Raw genomic sequence first — 18,987 nt, forward strand, 5'->3', positions numbered from 1 at the left:
GTAAGGCCCGCGCCGCATCCGGCGCCTGTGAGGGAGGCCCGCATGGTGACGATCCGCATCTGACCGTTTGTCCGAAACGCCAGAGGAGATCCCATGCCCTCCCCCTTGCTGAACGCCGGCCTCCGGCATCCGATGCGCTTTGCCGACGGGCGCGCGAACCCCTCGATGGTGCATCTGAACCGCGTCATCGACCATCCGAACATCCGCATCGGCGATTTCACCTATGCCAACGATTTCGACCCGCCCGAGGATTGGGCGGCACGGCTGGTGCCCTACCTCTATCCCGGCGCGCCCGAGCGGCTGGAGATCGGCCGCTACGGCCAGATCGCCCATGGCGTGCGCATCATCACCGCCTCCGCCAATCATCCGGCAGGCGGGCTCACCACCTATCCGTTCGCGATCTTCGATCCGGCGAGCCTCGCGCTGCTCAAGGAGGCGCTGACCGATCTGCCCGACACGGTGATCGGCCACGATGTCTGGATCGGCCATGGGGCGCTGATCCTGCCCGGCGTGCGGCTGGGCCATGGGGTGATCGTGGGGGCGGGGGCGGTGGTTGCCGGTGACGTGCCCGATTATGCGGTGGTGGCCGGCAATCCGGCGCGCATCCTGCGGATGCGCTTTCCGCCCGAGGTGATCGCGCGGCTCCTTGCGCTCGCCTGGTGGGACTGGCCGCAGGAGCGCCTGGCCGAGCGGCTGCCCGCGTTGATGGCGGGCGATCTCGAGGCGGCCGCGCGCTGACGCCGCAGCCGGCGCACGGGGCGCAACTTTGCACTTGCGGTCGGGCGCCGGCTGCCGTATCTCGCGGCTGGCCTAGGGGTATAGCTCAGTTGGTAGAGCATCGGTCTCCAAAACCGAGGGTCGTGGGTTCGAGTCCCCCTGCCCCTGCCAGGCCCTTCCCGATCCCGCGCTCTTCCGGCGAGAGCCTTGAACTTCGGCGTCCGAGGGCGTATCTGCCGCGCGACGCTTCTTGAGGACAGACGATGGCCAAGGCGAATCCCTTCACGTTCATCTCGCAGGTGCGCAGCGAAGTCGGCAAGGTCGCCTGGCCCGGCCGGCGCGAGGTGCTGCTGACCACCATCATGGTCTTCGTCATGGCGGCGCTGACCGCGACCTTCTTCTCGCTCGTCGACTTCGCGATCCGGCAGGGGCTGAGCCTGCTGCTCAACACCTTCTGACATTTCCGCTTGAACGCCGGGGGTGCTGCCTGTAATCGGGCGGTCACTGGGAAGAGGCCGGCGCGCAGCGATTCGGGTTGCGCGCTGTTTTTTGTTCTGGGGGCGGACACTGGTTCGCCGGAGGAGCGGGGATTGCCCCGCGCGAAGAGGTAAGGCTAAGGCATGGCGAAGCGTTGGTATTCGGTGAGCGTTCTCTCGAACTTCGAGAAGAAGGTCGCCGAGCAGATCCGGACCGCCGTGGCGGACGCCGGTCTCGAGGAAGAGATCGACGAGGTGCTGGTCCCCACCGAAGAGGTGATCGAGGTCCGGCGCGGCAAGAAGGTCACGTCCGAGCGCCGCTTCATGCCGGGCTATGTGCTCGTCCACATGGAAATGTCGAACCGCGGCTATCACCTGATCTCCTCGATCAACCGGGTGACGGGGTTCCTCGGTCCGCAGGGCAAGCCGATGCCGATGCGCGACTCGGAAGTGAACACGATCCTGAACCGCGTCGAGGAAGGCGAGGCGCAGCCGCGCAGCCTGATCCGCTATGACATCGGCGAGACGGTGAAGGTGACCGACGGCCCGTTCGAGGGCTTCTCGGGCATGGTCGAGGATGTGGATGAAGAGCATTCGCGCCTCAAGGTGACCGTCTCGATCTTCGGCCGGGCGACCCCGGTCGAGCTGGAATTCACCCAGGTGGCCAAGGGCGCCTGAGTGCATCGCGTGGGAGGCGAGCGCGCCCGCAGGGCGTGACGGACCGGACCACTAAACTCGCCCCTCGGGGGCAGTGACAGAGGAGAGGCCATATGGCCAAGAAGATTATCGGCAGCCTCAAGCTGCAAGTGAAGGCGGGTCAAGCCAACCCGTCCCCGCCGGTCGGTCCGGCGCTGGGTCAGCGCGGCCTGAACATCATGGCCTTCGTGAAGGAATTCAACGCGAAGTCCGCCGACCTCGAGCCGGGCACGCCCACGCCCGTCATCATCACCTACTACCAAGACAAGTCCTTCAGCCTCGAGCTGAAGACGCCGCCGGCGTCCTTCATGCTGAAGAAGGCTGCGGGCCTCGCTCCGGTGGGCAAGCGGAACCGTCCGAAGGGCTCGACCAAGCCGGGCCGCGAAGTGGCGGGTTCGGTGACCGTGGCGCAGATCCGCAAGATCGCCGAAGCCAAGATGAAGGATCTGAACGCCAACGACGTCGAGGCGGCGATGCAGATCATCCTCGGCTCGGCCAAATCCTGCGGCATCGAGGTCAAGGGGTAAGTCATGGCCAAGGTTGGAAAACGGACGCGCTCGGCGCGTGAAGCCTTCGTCGGCAAGGACCTGATCTCTGTCGAGGATGCGGTGGCGCTGATCAAGCAGGCCGCCTCGGCGAAGTTCGACGAGACCCTCGAAGTGGCGATGAACCTGGGCGTCGACCCGCGTCACGCCGACCAGATGGTGCGCGGCGTCGTCACCCTGCCGAACGGCACGGGCAAGACGGTGCGCGTGGCGGTCTTCGCCCGCGGCGCCAAGGCGGACGAGGCGAAAGCCGCCGGGGCCGACATCGTCGGTGCCGAAGACCTGATGGAGACGATCCAGTCGGGCAAGATCGAGTTCGACCGCTGCATCGCCACCCCGGACATGATGCCGCTCGTCGGCCGTCTGGGCAAGATCCTCGGGCCGCGCAACCTGATGCCGAACCCGAAGGTCGGCACCGTGACGATGGATGTGAAATCCGCCGTCGAGGCCGCCAAGGGCGGTGAGGTGCAGTTCAAGGTCGAGAAGGCGGGCGTGATCCACGCCGGCGTCGGCAAGATGTCGTTCGAGGCGGACAAGCTCGCGCAGAACGTCCGCGCCTTCGTCGATGCCGTGAACCGCGCGAAGCCCGCCGGGGCGAAAGGCACCTACCTCAAGAAGGTGTCGCTCTCCTCGACCATGGGCCCGGGCGTCTCGGTCGACCTGACCTCCGCCACCAGCCACTGAGGCGGGGGCTTTGAGAATTCCCCTGCCCTCGGGCAGGGGATGACGGGGCGGAGACGCCCTGTCCTGTCCGAGACGGCGGGTGGGGGCAACCTCTTAATATCCTGCCTGAGATGGGGAACGAGACGGATTTTCGCGGGAAACCGCCGGATCTTGGCTCGGGACCACATCGCGGACCCGAACGCCCCGCTCGCGGGGCAGAAGTGAGCCGGGGGGCGACCCCCAAACTTGGAGTGAAACTGTGGATAGAGCCCAGAAAGAGAAAGTGGTCGAGGAACTCGGCCAGATCTTCGAAAGCTCTGGCGTGGTTGTGGTTGCACACTACGCAGGCATCACGGTTGCTCAGATGCAGGACCTGCGCGCGCAGATGCGCGAAGTCGGTGGGTCCGTACGCGTTGCCAAGAACAGGCTCGCCAAGATCGCCCTCGCCGGGAAGCCCTCTGAAAAGATGGGCGACCTGCTGACGGGCATGACCGTGATGGCCTATTCCGAGGACCCCGTCGCTGCGGCGAAGGTTGCGGATGCCTATGCCAAGAAGAACGACAAGTTCGTGATCCTCGGCGGGGCAATGGGCGACACGATCCTGGACCCGGCCGGTGTGAAGACCGTCGCCGCCATGCCGTCGCGCGAAGAGCTCATCGCTCAGATCGTGTCGTGCATCGGTGCGCCCGCGTCGAACATCGCCGGTGCCATTGGCGCACCTGCTTCGAACATCGCCGGCATCCTCTCCACCCTGGAGGAGCGGGAAGCCGCTTGAGCAATCTCGTCGACCTGCGTGGGTTGTCACCCACCATGTTGGACCCCATCTAACTGAACGGAACAGAAAATGGCTGATCTGAACAAACTCGCCGAAGACATCGTCGGTCTGACCCTGCTCGAAGCCCAAGAGCTGAAGACGATCCTCAAGGACAAATACGGCATCGAGCCCGCCGCTGGCGGCGCCGTGATGATGGCCGGCCCGGCTGCTGGCGCTGCTGCTCCGGCCGAGGAAGAGAAGACCGAGTTCGACGTCGTCCTGACCGACGCCGGCGCCAACAAGATCAACGTGATCAAGGAAGTGCGCGCGATCACCGGTCTGGGCCTGAAAGAGGCGAAAGACCTCGTGGAAGCCGGTGGCAAGGTGAAGGAAGCCGTTGCCAAGGCCGACGCCGAAGCGATGAAGAAGAAGCTCGAAGAAGCTGGCGCGAAAGTCGAGCTGAAGTAATTCGGTCGGGTGCGTTTCGCATCCATCGGTTGAAATCGGGCTGGGTCCGGCGGATAGTCGGGCCCAGCCGAACCTGTCTCGGCAGAGGCTTCGCAGGAAGCCCCTCCCAAGGCGCGGTTCGAGGTTCGGGAGCCCTCCGGTGGGACGGGGGGCGTGAATGGGACCTCACCCCCTTCTTCGCAAGCGGCGCAGGACCGTGGCCCGACGGTCCCTGCGCCCGCGAAAACGAAAGGTGACTTCGAGCATGGCTCAGAGCTACGTTGGCCAGAAACGTATCCGCAGGTACTACGGCAAGATCCGCGAAGTGCTGGAGATGCCGAACCTGATCGAGGTTCAGAAATCCTCCTACGATCTGTTCCTGAAGTCGGGCGACGGCCCGAAGGCGGCCGATGGCGAAGGCATCCAGGGCGTCTTCCAGTCGGTCTTCCCGATCAAGGACTTCAACGAGACCGCCGTGCTCGAGTTCGTGAAATACGAGCTCGAAAAGCCGAAATATGACGTGGACGAGTGCCAGCAGCGCGACATGACCTATGCCGCGCCGCTGAAGGTGACGCTGCGCCTGATCGTGTTCGATGTCGACGAGACCACGGGCGCCCGCTCGGTCAAGGACATCAAGGAGCAGGACGTCTACATGGGCGACATGCCCCTGATGACCGCCAACGGCACGTTCATCGTGAACGGCACCGAGCGCGTGATCGTCAGCCAGATGCACCGCAGCCCCGGCGTGTTCTTCGACCACGACAAGGGCAAGACCCACTCCTCGGGCAAGCTCCTGTTCGCCTGCCGCATCATCCCCTACCGCGGTTCGTGGCTGGACTTCGAATTCGACGCGAAGGACATCGTCTTCGCGCGCATCGACCGTCGCCGGAAGCTGCCGGTGACGACGCTGCTCTATGCCCTCGGCATGGATCAGGAAGGCATCATGGATGCCTATTACGAAACCGTGAACTTCAAGCATCAGAAGAACCGCGGCTGGGTCACCCGGTTCTTCCCCGAGCGCGTGCGCGGCACCCGTCCCACCTACGATCTCGTGGATGCGGCCACCGGCGAGGTCATCCTGAAGGCGGGCGAGAAGGCCACGCCGCGGATGGTCAAGAAGTGGATCGACGAGGCTCAGATCACCGAGCTTCTGGTGCCGTTCGACCATATCGTCGGCCGCTATGTCGCGCAGGACATCATCAACGAGGAAACCGGCGAGATCTGGGTCGAAGCCGGTGACGAACTCACGATGGAGTATGACCGCGACGGCGAGGTGAAGGGCGGCACGCTGAAGCTGCTGCTCGATCAGGGCATCACCGACATCCCGGTGCTCGACATCGACAATGTCAACGTCGGCCCCTACATCCGCAACACGATGGCGGCGGACAAGAACATGGGCCGCGACACCGCGCTCATGGACATCTACCGCGTCATGCGTCCGGGCGAGCCGCCGACCGTCGAGGCGGCGTCGAACCTGTTCGACACGCTGTTCTTCGACAGCGAGCGCTATGACCTCTCGGCCGTCGGCCGCGTGAAGATGAACATGCGTCTCGACCTCGGCAAGCCCGACACCCAGCGCACGCTCGACCGCGACGACATCATCGCCTGCATCAAGGCGCTGACCGAGCTGCGCGACGGCAAGGGTGAGATCGACGACATCGACCACCTCGGCAACCGCCGGGTGCGCTCGGTGGGCGAGCTCATGGAGAACCAGTACCGCGTGGGTCTCCTGCGCATGGAGCGCGCGATCAAGGAACGCATGTCCTCGGTCGAGATCGACACGATCATGCCGCAGGATCTGATCAACGCGAAGCCCGCGGCGGCCGCGGTGCGCGAGTTCTTCGGCTCGTCGCAGCTCTCGCAGTTCATGGACCAGACCAACCCGCTGTCGGAAGTCACCCACAAGCGGCGTCTCTCGGCCCTCGGGCCGGGCGGTCTGACCCGCGAGCGCGCGGGGTTCGAGGTGCGCGACGTTCACCCGACCCACTATGGCCGGATGTGCCCGATCGAGACGCCGGAAGGCCAGAACATCGGCCTCATCAACTCGCTCGCGACCTTCGCCCGCGTGAACAAATACGGCTTCATCGAGACCCCTTACCGGAAGGTCGTCGAGGGTGCCGTGACCGACGACGTGGTCTACATGTCGGCCACCGAGGAGATGCGGCACACCGTGGCGCAGGCCAACGCGCAACTCGACGAGGAGGGCCGGTTCGTCTCCGACCTGATCTCGTCGCGCAAGGCGGGCGAGTTCATGCTGAACCCGCCGGATGCCATCGACCTGATCGACGTGTCGCCGAAGCAGCTCGTCTCGGTTGCGGCCTCGCTGATCCCGTTCCTCGAGAACGACGACGCGAACCGCGCGCTGATGGGCTCGAACATGCAGCGTCAGGCGGTGCCGCTCCTGCAATCCGACGCGCCCTTCGTGGGCACGGGGATCGAGGCCGTGGTGGCGCGTGACTCCGGGGCCGCCATCATGGCGCGCCGCGCCGGCGTGATCGACCAGGTGGATGCGACGCGTATCGTCGTGCGCGCCACCGAGATGCTGGAGCCGGGCGAGCCGGGCGTCGACATCTACCGTCTGCGCAAGTTCAAGCGCTCGAACCAGTCGTCCTGCATCAACCAGCGTCCGCTGGTGAAGGTGGGTGACGTGGTGCACCGTGGCGAGGTGGTGGCCGACGGCCCCTGCACCGACATGGGCGAGCTGGCCCTCGGCCGGAACGTGATCGTGGCCTTCATGCCGTGGAACGGCTACAACTACGAGGACTCGATCCTGATCTCCGAGCGGATCCTCCGCGACGACGTCTATACCTCGATCCACATCGAGGAATACGAGGTCGCGGCGCGGGATACCAAGCTCGGGCCGGAAGAGATCACCCGCGACATCCCGAACGTCGGCGAGGAAGCCCTGCGCAACCTCGACGAGGCCGGCATCGTCTATATCGGCGCCGAAGTGCAGCCGGGCGACATTCTCGTGGGCAAGATCACCCCCAAGGGCGAAAGCCCGATGACGCCGGAAGAAAAGCTCCTCCGCGCCATCTTCGGCGAAAAGGCCTCGGACGTGCGCGACACGTCGCTGCGCCTGCCGCCGGGGGCCTACGGCACGATCGTGGAAGTGCGGGTCTTCAACCGCCACGGCGTCGACAAGGACGAGCGGGCACTGCAGATCGAGCGCGAGGAAGTCGAGCGTCTGGCCCGTGACCGGGACGACGAGCTCGCGATCCTCGAGCGCAACATCTACTCGCGTCTGCGCACGCTGATCATGGGCAAGACCGCGGTGAAGGGGCCGAAGGGCATCCGGGCGGGCTCGGAGATCAACGAGGACCTGCTGTCCACGCTGTCGCGTGGCCAGTGGTGGCAGCTGGCGCTGGGTGAGGAAGCCGACGCGAAGGAAGTCGAGGCCCTCCACGAGCAGTTCGAGGCGCAGAAGCGCGCGCTCGATCACCGCTTCGAGGACAAGGTCGAGAAGGTCCGTCGCGGCGACGACCTGCCTCCGGGCGTGATGAAGATGGTCAAGGTCTTCGTGGCTGTGAAGCGCAAGCTGCAGCCGGGCGACAAGATGGCCGGCCGTCACGGCAACAAGGGCGTCATCTCCAAGGTCGTGCCGATCGAGGACATGCCGTTCCTTGCGGACGGCACGCATGTCGACCTCGTGCTCAACCCGCTCGGCGTGCCGTCGCGGATGAACGTGGGGCAGATCCTCGAGACCCACATGGGCTGGGCCGCACGCGGTCTGGGCATCAAGATCGACGAGGCGCTGCAGGACTACCGCCGCTCGGGCGACCTCACGCCGGTGAAGGAGGCCATGCGTCTCGCCTATGGCGACGAGACCTATGAAGGGGCCTTCGGCGACCGCGAGGACGAGGATCTGGTCGAAATGGCCGGCCGCGTCACCAAGGGCGTGCCGATCGCGACGCCGGTCTTCGACGGGGCGAAGGAGCCCGACGTCAACGACGCGCTGCGCCGGGCCGGCTTCGACCAGAGCGGGCAGTCCATCGTCTTCGACGGCCGCACGGGCGAGCAGTTCGCGCGTCCCGTCACCGTGGGCGTGAAGTACATGCTGAAGCTGCACCACCTGGTGGACGACAAGCTGCACGCGCGGTCGACCGGTCCGTACTCGCTCGTCACCCAGCAACCGCTGGGCGGCAAGGCGCAGTTCGGTGGCCAGCGTCTGGGCGAGATGGAGGTCTGGGCTCTGGAAGCCTACGGCGCCGCCTACACCCTGCAGGAGATGCTGACGGTGAAGTCGGACGACGTGGCGGGCCGCACGAAGATGTACGAGTCCATCGTCAAGGGCGAAGACAACTTCGAGGCCGGCGTCCCGGAGTCGTTCAACGTGCTCGTCAAGGAAGTGCGGGGCCTCGGCCTCAACATGGAACTCCTGGATGCGGACGAGGAATAAGCCGCGCGGGCGGCCCGGGGCTCAGGCCCCGGGGACCGTCGCGAGGACCCTCGACCGCAACCTCATCTTTGGGATCAGGACATGAACCAGGAACTCTCGACCAATCCGTTCAACCCGGTTGCGCCGGTCAAGACCTTCGACGAGATCAAGATCTCGCTCGCTTCGCCGGAACGGATCCTCTCGTGGTCCTACGGCGAGATCAAGAAGCCCGAGACCATCAACTACCGGACCTTCAAGCCCGAGCGCGACGGCCTGTTCTGCGCGCGGATCTTCGGGCCGATCAAGGACTACGAGTGCCTCTGCGGCAAATACAAGCGCATGAAGTATCGCGGCGTCGTCTGCGAGAAATGCGGCGTTGAAGTCACGCTCCAGAAGGTGCGTCGCGAGCGGATGGGCCATATCGAGCTCGCCGCCCCGGTCGCGCACATCTGGTTCCTGAAGTCGCTGCCGAGCCGCATCGGCCTCATGCTCGACATGACGCTGCGGGATCTGGAACGCATCCTCTACTTCGAGAACTACGTCGTCATCGAGCCGGGCCTGACGGACCTCACCTACGGTCAGCTGATGACCGAGGAAGAGTTCCTCGATGCGCAGGACCAGTATGGCGCCGATGCCTTCACCGCCAACATCGGCGCGGAAGCGATCCGCGAGATGCTGTCGGCCATCGACCTCGAACAGACCGCCGAGACGCTCCGCGAGGAGTTGAAGGAGGCCACGGGCGAACTGAAGCCGAAGAAGATCATCAAGCGGCTGAAGATCGTGGAATCGTTCCTCGAGTCGGGCAACCGGCCGGAGTGGATGATCCTGACCGTGCTGCCGGTGATCCCGCCGGAACTGCGCCCGCTGGTGCCGCTCGACGGTGGCCGGTTCGCCACGTCGGACCTGAACGACCTCTACCGCCGCGTCATCAACCGGAACAACCGCCTCAAGCGGCTGATCGAGCTGCGCGCGCCGGACATCATCGTCCGCAACGAAAAGCGGATGCTGCAGGAAGCCGTCGACGCGCTCTTCGACAACGGCCGCCGCGGCCGCGTCATCACGGGCACCAACAAGCGCCCGCTGAAGTCGCTGTCGGACATGCTCAAGGGCAAGCAGGGCCGGTTCCGTCAGAACCTGCTCGGCAAGCGCGTGGACTTCTCGGGCCGTTCGGTCATCGTGACCGGGCCGGAGCTGAAGCTGCACCAGTGCGGCCTGCCGAAGAAGATGGCGCTCGAGCTGTTCAAGCCCTTCATCTACTCGCGGCTGGAGGCCAAGGGCCTGTCCTCGACCGTGAAGCAGGCGAAGAAGCTGGTGGAGAAGGAACGCCCCGAGGTCTGGGACATCCTGGATGAAGTGATCCGCGAGCACCCGGTCCTCTTGAACCGGGCGCCGACGCTGCACCGTCTGGGCATCCAGGCTTTCGAGCCGATCCTGATCGAAGGCAAGGCGATCCAGCTGCACCCGCTGGTCTGCTCGGCCTTCAACGCCGACTTCGACGGCGACCAGATGGCCGTCCACGTCCCCCTCTCGCTGGAAGCCCAGCTTGAGGCGCGCGTGCTGATGATGTCGACCAACAACGTGCTGTCGCCCGCCAACGGCGCGCCGATCATCGTGCCGTCGCAGGACATGGTTCTGGGGCTCTATTACACCACGATGGAGCGCCGCGGCATGAAGGGCGAGGGCATGGCCTTCTCGTCCGTCGAAGAGGTCGAACATGCCCTTGCCGCCGGCGAGGTGCATCTGCACGCGACCATCACCGCCCGGATCAAGCAGATCGACGAGGAAGGCAACGAGGTCGTCAAGCGCTACCAGACCACGCCGGGCCGCCTGCGGCTGGGCAACCTGCTGCCGCTGAACGCCAAGGCTCCGTTCGAGCTCGTGAACCGTCTTCTGCGGAAGAAGGACGTGCAGAACGTCATCGACACCGTCTACCGCTACTGCGGCCAGAAGGAGTCGGTGATCTTCTGCGACCAGATCATGGGCATGGGCTTCCGCGAAGCCTTCAAGGCCGGCATCTCGTTCGGCAAGGACGACATGCTGATCCCGGACACCAAATGGCCGATCGTGAACGAGGTTCGCGATCAGGTGAAGGAGTTCGAGCAGCAGTACATGGACGGCCTGATCACTCAGGGCGAAAAGTACAACAAGGTCGTCGACGCCTGGTCGAAATGCTCGGACAAGGTGGCGGGCGAGATGATGGCCGAGATCTCGGCGGTCCGGTACGACGATGCCGGCGCCGAGAAGGAGCCGAACTCGGTCTACATGATGTCCCACTCCGGGGCGCGGGGTTCGCCGGCTCAGATGAAGCAGCTGGGCGGGATGCGCGGCCTGATGGCCAAGCCGAACGGCGAGATCATCGAGACGCCGATCATCTCGAACTTCAAGGAAGGCCTGACCGTGCTCGAGTACTTCAACTCGACCCACGGCGCCCGGAAGGGTCTGGCCGATACCGCGCTGAAGACGGCGAACTCGGGCTACCTGACCCGTCGTCTCGTGGACGTGGCGCAGGACTGCATCGTGCGCACGCACGATTGCGGCACCGAGAATGCGATCACGGCCTCGGCCGCGGTGAACGAGGGCGAAGTCGTGAGCCCGCTGGCCGAGCGGGTCCTGGGCCGTGTCGCGGCCGAGGACATCCTCGTGCCGGGCTCGGACGAGGTGATCGTGGCGCGCGGCGAGCTGATCGACGAGCGTCGGGCGGATCTGGTCGATCAGGCGAACGTGGCTTCGGTGCGCATCCGCAGCCCGCTCACCTGTGAAGCGGAAGAGGGCGTCTGCGCCATGTGCTACGGGCGCGACCTTGCCCGCGGCACGCTCGTCAACATCGGCGAGGCGGTGGGCATCATCGCCGCCCAGTCGATCGGCGAACCGGGTACGCAGCTCACGATGCGGACCTTCCACATCGGCGGCATCGCGCAGGGCGGCCAGCAGTCGTTCCTCGAGGCGTCGCAGGAGGGCCGGATCGAGTTCCGCAACCCGAACCTGCTGGAGAACGCCAACGGCGAGCAGATCGTCATGGGCCGCAACATGCAGCTCGCGATCATCGACGAGGCGGGGCAGGAGCGGGCGACGCACAAGCTGACCTACGGCGCCAAGGTCCATGTCAAGGACGGCCAGACGGTCAAGCGGGCCACGCGCCTGTTCGAATGGGACCCCTACACCCTGCCGATCATCGCCGAGAAGGCCGGCGTGGCGCGGTTCGTGGATCTCGTCTCGGGCATCTCGGTGCGCGAGGACACCGACGAAGCCACCGGCATGACCCAGAAGATCGTGTCCGACTGGCGCTCGACGCCGAAGGGCGGCGACCTGAAACCGGAAATCATCATCATGAATCCGGAGACGGGCGATCCGATGCGGAACGAGGCGGGCAACCCGATCTCGTATCCGATGTCGGTCGAGGCGATCCTGTCGGTCGAGGACGGCCAGACCGTCCGGGCCGGCGACGTGGTGGCGCGGATCCCGCGCGAGGGTGCCCGGACCAAGGACATCACCGGGGGTCTTCCCCGCGTGGCGGAACTGTTCGAGGCCCGTCGTCCGAAGGATCACGCGATCATCGCCGAGAACGACGGCTATGTGCGCTTCGGCAAGGACTACAAGAACAAGCGCCGCATCACGATCGAGCCGGTGGACGATACGCTGAACTCGGTCGAATACATGGTGCCGAAAGGCAAGCACATCCCGGTGCAGGAAGGCGACTTCGTGCAGAAGGGTGACTACATCATGGACGGCAACCCGGCTCCGCACGACATCCTGCGGATCCTGGGCGTCGAGGCGCTGGCCAACTACATGATCGACGAAGTGCAGGAGGTCTACCGACTGCAGGGCGTGAAGATCAACGACAAGCATATCGAGGTGATCGTGCGGCAGATGCTGCAGAAATACGAGATCCTCGACTCGGGCGAGACCACGCTGCTCAAGGGCGAGCATGTGGACAAGGCCGAGCTTGACGAGGTCAACCAGAAGGCCATGGACCACGGGATGCGGCCGGCTCATGCCGAACCGATCCTGCTCGGGATCACCAAGGCGTCGCTGCAGACCCGCAGCTTCATCTCGGCGGCCTCGTTCCAGGAGACGACGCGCGTGCTGACCGAAGCCTCGGTGCAGGGCAAGCGCGACAAGCTCGTTGGCCTGAAGGAGAACGTGATCGTCGGCCGGCTGATCCCGGCCGGGACGGGCGGGGCCACCTCGCGCGTCAAGAAGATCGCGCACGACCGCGACCAGAAGGTGATCGACACCCGCCGGGCCGAGGCCGAATCCGCGGCGGCGCTGGCGGCGCCGACGGACGGGGTGATCGATCTCGGCTCCGAGGACTCGGGGCTGGTGGAAACGGTGGAGAACCGCGAGGAGTGATCCTCCCCTCTCTCGCCTGACCATGGGCCCGCGCACTCCGGTGCGCGGGCCTTTCCTTTGGGAAACGCCCCGGGCCGCGCCCGGTGATGCCCGCCCGCCACGGCCCGCGGCCCCTCCGGCCGAAACACCGCGTCGCGCTTCCCTCCGGCTTCGGTCGCGGTCTAGGGTCGAGAGGCGGGACGGAGGATTTCGTGCGACTCTCGGACAATCTGCGCGGCGCCCTCGCCATGACCGTGGCCATGGCCGCCTTCACGGTGAACGATGCCCTGATGAAGGCCGTGACGCAGACCATGCCGCTCTTTCAGGCCATCGCGCTCCGGGGCCTCGTCTCGCTGCCGCTTCTGTTTCTCTATGGCTGGGCCGTGGGCGGCCTGCGCTTCCGCATCCCGCGCAGGGACGGTGGGCTCCTCGCGCTGCGAGCGGGGGCCGATGTGCTCTCGACCGTCGCCTATCTCTCGGCGCTGATGGTCCTGCCGCTCGCCAACCTCGTGGCGATCCTCCAGTCCGTGCCGCTGGCCGTGACGCTGGCCGCCGCCCTCGTGCTGAAGGAGCCACTGGGCTGGCGGCGGTTTTCGGCGATCCTGATCGGGTTCTGCGGCGTCCTGCTCATCGTACGACCCGGCGCAGAAGGGTTCAGCCTCTGGTCGCTCGTGGGGCTGGCGGCGGTTGGCTGCATCGTGGCGCGCGACCTCGCCACCCGGCGCATCGGCTCCGATCTTCCGGCGGCGACCATCGCGCTCTGGACCTCGGGCGCCGTCACCCTCCTGGGGTTGGCGGGCAGCCTGCCCTCGGGGTTCGGGCCGGTGACGGGGGGCGAGGCGTTCTATCTCGGCGGCGCGGCGGTGGCGCTGATGGTGGGCTATCTCTCCATCGTCCTCGCCATGCGGGGAGGGGACATCGCGGCCGTCTCGCCCTTCCGCTATACGGCCCTTCTGTGGGCCATCGCCCTCGGCTGGCTTCTCTTCGGCGATCTGCCCGACGGGCTGGCCCTTCTGGGATTTGCGGTGATCACGGCGACGGGGCTCTTCACGATCTGGCGCGAGGCGCGGCTGCGCCGGCTGCCGCGGGAAGCATCTGTTGACATCCCCTCCGACTCCCCCTATACGCCGCCTACCTGACCTGCGGGCTTTGCGGCCGGCAGCCAGCTTCAGTTAACTGTAGTGGTCATGATCCGGGCCATGTGCCCCGATCCTCTGGAATTCCACCACGTCGTCCCCGCCAAAGGGACGTCCGCGGTTTTGGTGTTTGTGTGAACAGGCACCACGAACGGCGCCCCCCGATCGGATCCGGGCAGGCGTGAATGAAACGGGTTGCAACACGGGGAACGTGAATGCCAACGATCCAACAGCTCATCCGCAAGCCGCGGGAGCCGAAACGAGTCCGCTCCAAGTCCCAGCACCTGGAGTCCTGCCCGCAGAAGCGTGGCGTCTGCACGCGCGTCTACACCACGACGCCGAAGAAGCCGAACTCCGCTATGCGTAAGGTCGCCAAGGTTCGCCTGACCAACGGCTTCGAGGTGATCTCCTACATCCCCGGCGAAAAGCACAACCTGCAAGAGCACTCCGTCGTGCTCATCCGTGGCGGCCGCGTGAAAGACCTTCCCGGCGTGCGTTACCACATCCTGCGCGGTGTCCTCGATACCCAGGGTGTCAAAGATCGTCGTCAACGCCGTTCGAAATACGGCGCGAAGCGTCCGAAATAAGGAGTTCCGGGGATGTCCCGTCGTCACGCAGCCGAGAAGCGCGAAATCCTGCCCGACGCCAAATTCGGCGATACGGTTCTGACCAAGTTCATGAACAACCTGATGATCGACGGCAAGAAGTCGGTCGCGGAATCCATCGTCTACAACGCGCTCGACCGCGTGCAGACCCGCCTGAAGCGCGAACCGCTCGAAGCCTTCCACGAAGCGCTCGACAACGTGAAGCCTTCGGTCGAAGTGCGCTCGCGCCGCGTCGGCGGTGCGACCTACCAGGTTCCGGTCGAGGTCCGCACCGAGCGCCGTGAGGCACTGGCGATCCGCTGGCTCATCACCGCGGCGCGCAAGCGCAACGAGAACACCATGGAAGAGCGTCTCGCCGCCGAGCTCGCCGATGCCTGCAACAACCGCGGGACGGCCGTGAAGAAGCGCGAAGACACCCACAAGATGGCCGACGCGAACAAGGCGTTCAGCCATTACCGCTGGTAACCCTTCAGCCTGAGGACCATCCCAATGGCACGCGACTACCCCCTCGAGCTGTGCCGGAACTTCGGGATCATGGCTCACATCGACGCCGGTAAAACGACGACGACCGAGCGGATTCTGTACTACACCGGGAAATCCCACAAGATCGGCGAGGTGCATGACGGCGCCGCGACGATGGACTGGATGGAGCAGGAGCAGGAGCGGGGGATCACCATCACCTCGGCCGCGACCACGACTTTCTGGGAGCGCACCGAGGACGGCAAGACCCCTCTGACCCCGAAGCACCGCTTCAACATCATCGACACCCCCGGCCACGTCGACTTCACCATTGAAGTGGAACGTTCGCTGGCGGTGCTCGACGGGGCCGTGTGCCTTCTCGACGCCAACGCCGGCGTCGAGCCGCAGACCGAGACCGTGTGGCGTCAGGCTGACCGCTACAAGGTTCCGCGCATCGTGTTCGTCAACAAGATGGACAAGATCGGCGCGGACTTCTTCAACTGCGTGAAGATGATCAAGGACCGCACCGGCGCCACCCCCGCTCCGATCGCCCTGCCGATCGGCGCCGAGGACAAGCTGGAAGGCATCATCGACCTCGTGACGATGCAGGAATGGGTCTACCAAGGCGAAGACCTGGGTGCCTCCTGGATCATCAAGGACGTCCGCGACGAGCTCAAGGCCGAGGCCGAAGAGTGGCGCGGCAAGCTCATCGAGCTCGCCGTCGAGCAGGACGACGAGGCGATGGAAGCCTACCTCGAAGGCAACGAGCCTGACGTGCCGACCCTGCGGAAGCTGATCCGCAAGGGCTGCCTCGCCATGGCCTTCGTTCCGGTGACCGCGGGCTCCGCGTTCAAGAACAAGGGCGTGCAGCCGGTCCTGAACTCGGTGATCGACTACCTGCCCTCGCCGCTCGACGTGCCGGCCTACATGGGCTTCGCGCCGGGCGACGAGACCGAGACGCGGAACATCGCGCGCTCGGCCGACGATTCGCAGCCCTTCGCCGCTCTGGCGTTCAAGATCATGAACGACCCCTTCGTGGGCTCGCTCACCTTCACCCGTCTCTACTCGGGCGTGCTCAAGAAGGGTGACCAGATGGTCAACTCGACGAAGGGCAAGCGCGAGCGCGTGGGCCGGATGATGATGATGCACGCCATCAACCGGGAAGAGATCGACGAAGCCTTTGCGGGCGACATCATCGCGCTGGCCGGTCTGAAAGAGACCACCACCGGCGACACGCTCTGCGATCCGGCCAACCAGGTCGTTCTGGAAACCATGACCTTCCCCGAGCCGGTGATCGAGATCGCCGTCGAGCCGAAGACCAAGGCCGACCAGGAGAAGATGGGTCTGGCGCTCGCGCGTCTGGCCGCCGAGGACCCGTCCTTCCGCGTCGAGACCGACTTCGAGTCGGGGCAGACGATCATGAAAGGCATGGGCGAACTTCACCTCGACATCCTCGTCGACCGGATGAAGCGCGAGTTCAAGGTCGAGGCGAACATCGGTGCGCCGCAGGTGGCCTACCGCGAGACCATCTCGCGCGAAGCCGAGATCGACTACACGCACAAGAAACAGACCGGTGGTACCGGCCAGTTCGCGCGCGTGAAGCTCGTCATCACCCCGACCGAGCCGGGCGAGGGCTACTCGTTCGAGTCGAAGATCGTGGGCGGTGCGGTGCCGAAGGAATATATCCCCGGCGTCGAGAAGGGCATCAAGTCGGTCATGGACTCCGGTCCGCTGGCGGGCTTCCCGGTGATCGACTTCCGCGTGGCGCTGATCGACGGGGCCTTCCACGACGTCGACTCGTCGGTGCTGGCCTTCGAAATCGCGTCGCGGGCTGCCATGCGCGAAGGCCTGAAGAAGGCCGGTGCGAAGCTGCTCGAGCCGATCATGAAGGTCGAGGTGGTGACTCCGGAAGAATATACCGGCGGCATCATCGGCGACCTGACCTCGCGGCGCGGGATGGTGCAGGGGCAGGACACGCGCGGCAACGCGAACGTGATCAACGCCTTCGTGCCGCTCGCCAACATGTTCGGCTACATCAACACGCTGCGCTCGATGTCCTCGGGCCGGGCGGTGTTCACGATGCACTTCGATCACTACGACGCGGTGCCGCAGAACATCTCGGACGAGATCCAGAAGAAATACGCCTAAGCGCGGTGGGCGGTCAGCCCACCCTACCAACCCCGTAGGGTGCACCCCACCCGCGAACGTCTCAGGAGGCCATCATGGCAAAGGCAAAGTTTGAACGTAACAAACCGCACGTCAACATCGGCACGATCGGCCACGTTGACCACGGCAAGACGACTCTGACGGCCGCGATCACGAAGTATTTCGGCGAGTTCCGCGCCTACGACCAGATCGACGGCGCGCCGGAAGAGCGGGCCCGCGGGATCACGATCTCGACCGCGCACGTGGAATACGAGTCGGACACGCGCCACTATGCGCACGTCGACTGCCCCGGCCACGCCGACTATGTGAAGAACATGATCACCGGCGCCGCGCAGATGGACGGCGCGATCCTCGTGGTGAACGCGGCCGACGGCCCGATGCCGCAGACGCGCGAGCACATCCTGCTCGGCCGTCAGGTGGGCATCCCCTACATGGTCGTCTACATGAACAAGGTCGACCAGGTGGACGATCCGGAACTCATCGAGCTGGTCGAGATGGAGATCCGCGAGCTTCTGTCGTCCTACGACTACCCCGGCGACGACATTCCGATCATCAAGGGCTCGGCTCTGGCCGCGATGAACGGCACCGACAAGGAAATCGGCGAGGATTCGATCCGCGCGCTGATCGCCGCCGTGGATGAATACATCCCGACCCCGGCGCGTGCCGTGGACCAGCCCTTCCTGATGCCGGTCGAGGACGTGTTCTCGATCTCGGGCCGCGGCACCGTGGCCACGGGCCGGATCGAGCGCGGTGTGGTGAAGGTGGGTGAGGAACTCGAGATCGTCGGCATCCGCCCGTCGAAGAAGACGGTCTGCACCGGCGTCGAGATGTTCCGCAAGCTCCTCGACCAGGGCGAAGCGGGCGACAACGTGGGCCTGCTGCTCCGCGGCGTGGACCGCGACGGCATCGAGCGCGGGCAGGTTCTCTGCAAGCCGGGCTCGGTGAAGCCGCACACGAAGTTCGAGGCCGAGGCCTACATCCTCACGAAAGAGGAAGGCGGCCGCCACACCCCGTTCTTCGCCAACTACCGTCCGCAGTTCTACTTCCGGACCACCGACGTGACCGGGACCGTGCAACTGCCGGAAGGCACCGAGATGGTGATGCCGGGCGACAACCTGAAGTTCAACGTCGAGCTGATCGCGCCGATCGCCATGGAAGAGAAGCTCCGCTTCGCCATCCGTGAAGGCGGCCGCACCGTCGGCGCCGGCGTCGTCTCGAAAATCATCGCGTAAACCGCAATTGGCAGAGGGGCGGGGGGACGATTCCACGCCCCCCCGTTTCCCGCCAAGCCCGAGGGCAATGAAATGCAAGGTCAGACTATCCGCATCAGGCTGAAGGCCTTCGATTACCGGGTGCTGGACGCCAGCACCCAGGAAATCGTGAACACCGCCAAGCGGACCGGTGCGCAAGTGCGCGGCCCGATCCCGCTGCCGAACAAGATCGAGAAGTTCACCGTTCTCCGCGGTCCGCACATCGACAAGAAGTCGCGCGACCAGTGGGAGATCCGGACGCACAAGCGTCTTCTCGACATCGTCGATCCGACCCCGCAGACCGTGGACGCGCTGATGAAGCTCGACCTCGCGGCCGGCGTGGACATTCAGATCAAGGTTTGAGGG

At 65.3% G+C, this 18,987-nt stretch carries 15 protein-coding genes and 1 tRNA gene; all 16 read left to right on the top strand.

Annotated features, from left to right (window positions below):
- The first annotated feature begins 93 nt into the window (after window positions 1–93).
- The 16 genes from RSP_RS01440 (at window position 94) to rpsJ (ending at window position 18,984) form a co-directional block, all read left to right on the top strand.
- Window positions 94–738, top strand: coding sequence for a CatB-related O-acetyltransferase (locus tag RSP_RS01440; RefSeq protein WP_011336948.1), 645 nt, complete (start codon window positions 94–96; stop codon window positions 736–738).
- A gap of 74 nt (window positions 739–812) precedes the next feature.
- Window positions 813–888, top strand: a tRNA-Trp gene (locus RSP_RS01445).
- A 92-nt stretch (window positions 889–980) separates the two neighbouring features.
- A complete protein-coding gene (gene secE / locus RSP_RS01450) occupies window positions 981–1,175 on the top strand; it encodes a preprotein translocase subunit SecE (protein ID WP_002722466.1) in 195 nt (64 codons plus the stop codon).
- Between the two features lie 162 nt (window positions 1,176–1,337).
- Entirely contained in the window at window positions 1,338–1,871 is a 534-nt protein-coding gene (nusG, locus tag RSP_RS01455) for a transcription termination/antitermination protein NusG (RefSeq protein ID WP_002722468.1), read from the top strand.
- Window positions 1,872–1,963: 92 nt separating this feature from the next.
- Complete coding sequence (rplK, locus tag RSP_RS01460; protein ID WP_002722470.1) at window positions 1,964–2,416, top strand: 50S ribosomal protein L11; 453 nt, start codon at window positions 1,964–1,966, stop codon at window positions 2,414–2,416.
- A gap of 3 nt (window positions 2,417–2,419) precedes the next feature.
- On the top strand, window positions 2,420–3,118 hold the full coding sequence (gene rplA, locus RSP_RS01465; protein WP_002722474.1) for a 50S ribosomal protein L1: 699 nt from the start codon (window positions 2,420–2,422) through the stop codon (window positions 3,116–3,118).
- A gap of 238 nt (window positions 3,119–3,356) precedes the next feature.
- A complete protein-coding gene (gene rplJ, locus RSP_RS01470) occupies window positions 3,357–3,872 on the top strand; it encodes a 50S ribosomal protein L10 (RefSeq protein ID WP_002722476.1) in 516 nt (171 codons plus the stop codon).
- A 69-nt stretch (window positions 3,873–3,941) separates the two neighbouring features.
- On the top strand, window positions 3,942–4,319 hold the full coding sequence (gene rplL / locus RSP_RS01475) for a 50S ribosomal protein L7/L12 (protein WP_002722477.1): 378 nt from the start codon (window positions 3,942–3,944) through the stop codon (window positions 4,317–4,319).
- A 244-nt stretch (window positions 4,320–4,563) separates the two neighbouring features.
- Window positions 4,564–8,697: a DNA-directed RNA polymerase subunit beta gene (gene rpoB / locus RSP_RS01480; RefSeq protein ID WP_002722478.1), complete on the top strand. Its 4,134-nt coding sequence runs from the start codon at window positions 4,564–4,566 to the stop codon at window positions 8,695–8,697.
- Window positions 8,698–8,778: 81 nt separating this feature from the next.
- The gene (gene rpoC, locus RSP_RS01485; RefSeq protein ID WP_011336949.1) at window positions 8,779–13,026 is read left to right on the top strand and encodes a DNA-directed RNA polymerase subunit beta'; all 4,248 of its coding nucleotides are present in this window, start codon (window positions 8,779–8,781) and stop codon (window positions 13,024–13,026) included.
- Between the two features lie 191 nt (window positions 13,027–13,217).
- Window positions 13,218–14,144 carry a DMT family transporter gene (locus RSP_RS01490; RefSeq protein ID WP_011336950.1) on the top strand — a complete coding sequence of 309 codons (927 nt, stop codon included), beginning with the start codon at window positions 13,218–13,220 and terminating at the stop codon, window positions 14,142–14,144.
- 212 nt (window positions 14,145–14,356) lie between these two features.
- Entirely contained in the window at window positions 14,357–14,728 is a 372-nt protein-coding gene (rpsL, locus tag RSP_RS01495) for a 30S ribosomal protein S12 (protein WP_002722481.1), read from the top strand.
- Window positions 14,729–14,740: 12 nt separating this feature from the next.
- On the top strand, window positions 14,741–15,211 hold the full coding sequence (gene rpsG / locus RSP_RS01500) for a 30S ribosomal protein S7 (protein WP_002722484.1): 471 nt from the start codon (window positions 14,741–14,743) through the stop codon (window positions 15,209–15,211).
- A 24-nt stretch (window positions 15,212–15,235) separates the two neighbouring features.
- Window positions 15,236–17,353: an elongation factor G gene (gene fusA / locus RSP_RS01505; RefSeq protein WP_011336951.1), complete on the top strand. Its 2,118-nt coding sequence runs from the start codon at window positions 15,236–15,238 to the stop codon at window positions 17,351–17,353.
- A 74-nt stretch (window positions 17,354–17,427) separates the two neighbouring features.
- Entirely contained in the window at window positions 17,428–18,603 is a 1,176-nt protein-coding gene (gene tuf, locus RSP_RS01510) for an elongation factor Tu (protein ID WP_002722461.1), read from the top strand.
- Window positions 18,604–18,675: 72 nt separating this feature from the next.
- Window positions 18,676–18,984: a 30S ribosomal protein S10 gene (gene rpsJ, locus RSP_RS01515; RefSeq protein WP_002722490.1), complete on the top strand. Its 309-nt coding sequence runs from the start codon at window positions 18,676–18,678 to the stop codon at window positions 18,982–18,984.
- Window positions 18,985–18,987: the final 3 nt, after the last annotated feature.

The sequence above is a fragment of the Cereibacter sphaeroides 2.4.1 genome, from assembly GCF_000012905.2.
GTDB classification, from domain to species: Bacteria; Pseudomonadota; Alphaproteobacteria; order Rhodobacterales; family Rhodobacteraceae; genus Cereibacter_A; species Cereibacter_A sphaeroides.

Bases quoted from the DNA above. Each gene is read 5' to 3' on its own strand.
- rplK (WP_002722470.1), top strand. From the start codon at position 1,964: ATGGCCAAGAAGATTATCGGCAGCCTCAAGCTGCAAGTGAAGGCGGGT.
- rplL (WP_002722477.1), top strand. From the start codon at position 3,942: ATGGCTGATCTGAACAAACTCGCCGAAGACATCGTCGGTCTGACCCTG.
- rpsL (WP_002722481.1), top strand. From the start codon at position 14,357: ATGCCAACGATCCAACAGCTCATCCGCAAGCCGCGGGAGCCGAAACGA.
- rpsJ (WP_002722490.1), top strand. From the start codon at position 18,676: ATGCAAGGTCAGACTATCCGCATCAGGCTGAAGGCCTTCGATTACCGG.
- nusG (WP_002722468.1), top strand. From the start codon at position 1,338: ATGGCGAAGCGTTGGTATTCGGTGAGCGTTCTCTCGAACTTCGAGAAG.
- secE (WP_002722466.1), top strand. From the start codon at position 981: ATGGCCAAGGCGAATCCCTTCACGTTCATCTCGCAGGTGCGCAGCGAA.
- rpsG (WP_002722484.1), top strand. From the start codon at position 14,741: ATGTCCCGTCGTCACGCAGCCGAGAAGCGCGAAATCCTGCCCGACGCC.
- rplA (WP_002722474.1), top strand. From the start codon at position 2,420: ATGGCCAAGGTTGGAAAACGGACGCGCTCGGCGCGTGAAGCCTTCGTC.
- RSP_RS01440 (WP_011336948.1), top strand. From the start codon at position 94: ATGCCCTCCCCCTTGCTGAACGCCGGCCTCCGGCATCCGATGCGCTTT.
- rpoC (WP_011336949.1), top strand. From the start codon at position 8,779: ATGAACCAGGAACTCTCGACCAATCCGTTCAACCCGGTTGCGCCGGTC.
- tuf (WP_002722461.1), top strand. From the start codon at position 17,428: ATGGCAAAGGCAAAGTTTGAACGTAACAAACCGCACGTCAACATCGGC.
- rpoB (WP_002722478.1), top strand. From the start codon at position 4,564: ATGGCTCAGAGCTACGTTGGCCAGAAACGTATCCGCAGGTACTACGGC.
- fusA (WP_011336951.1), top strand. From the start codon at position 15,236: ATGGCACGCGACTACCCCCTCGAGCTGTGCCGGAACTTCGGGATCATG.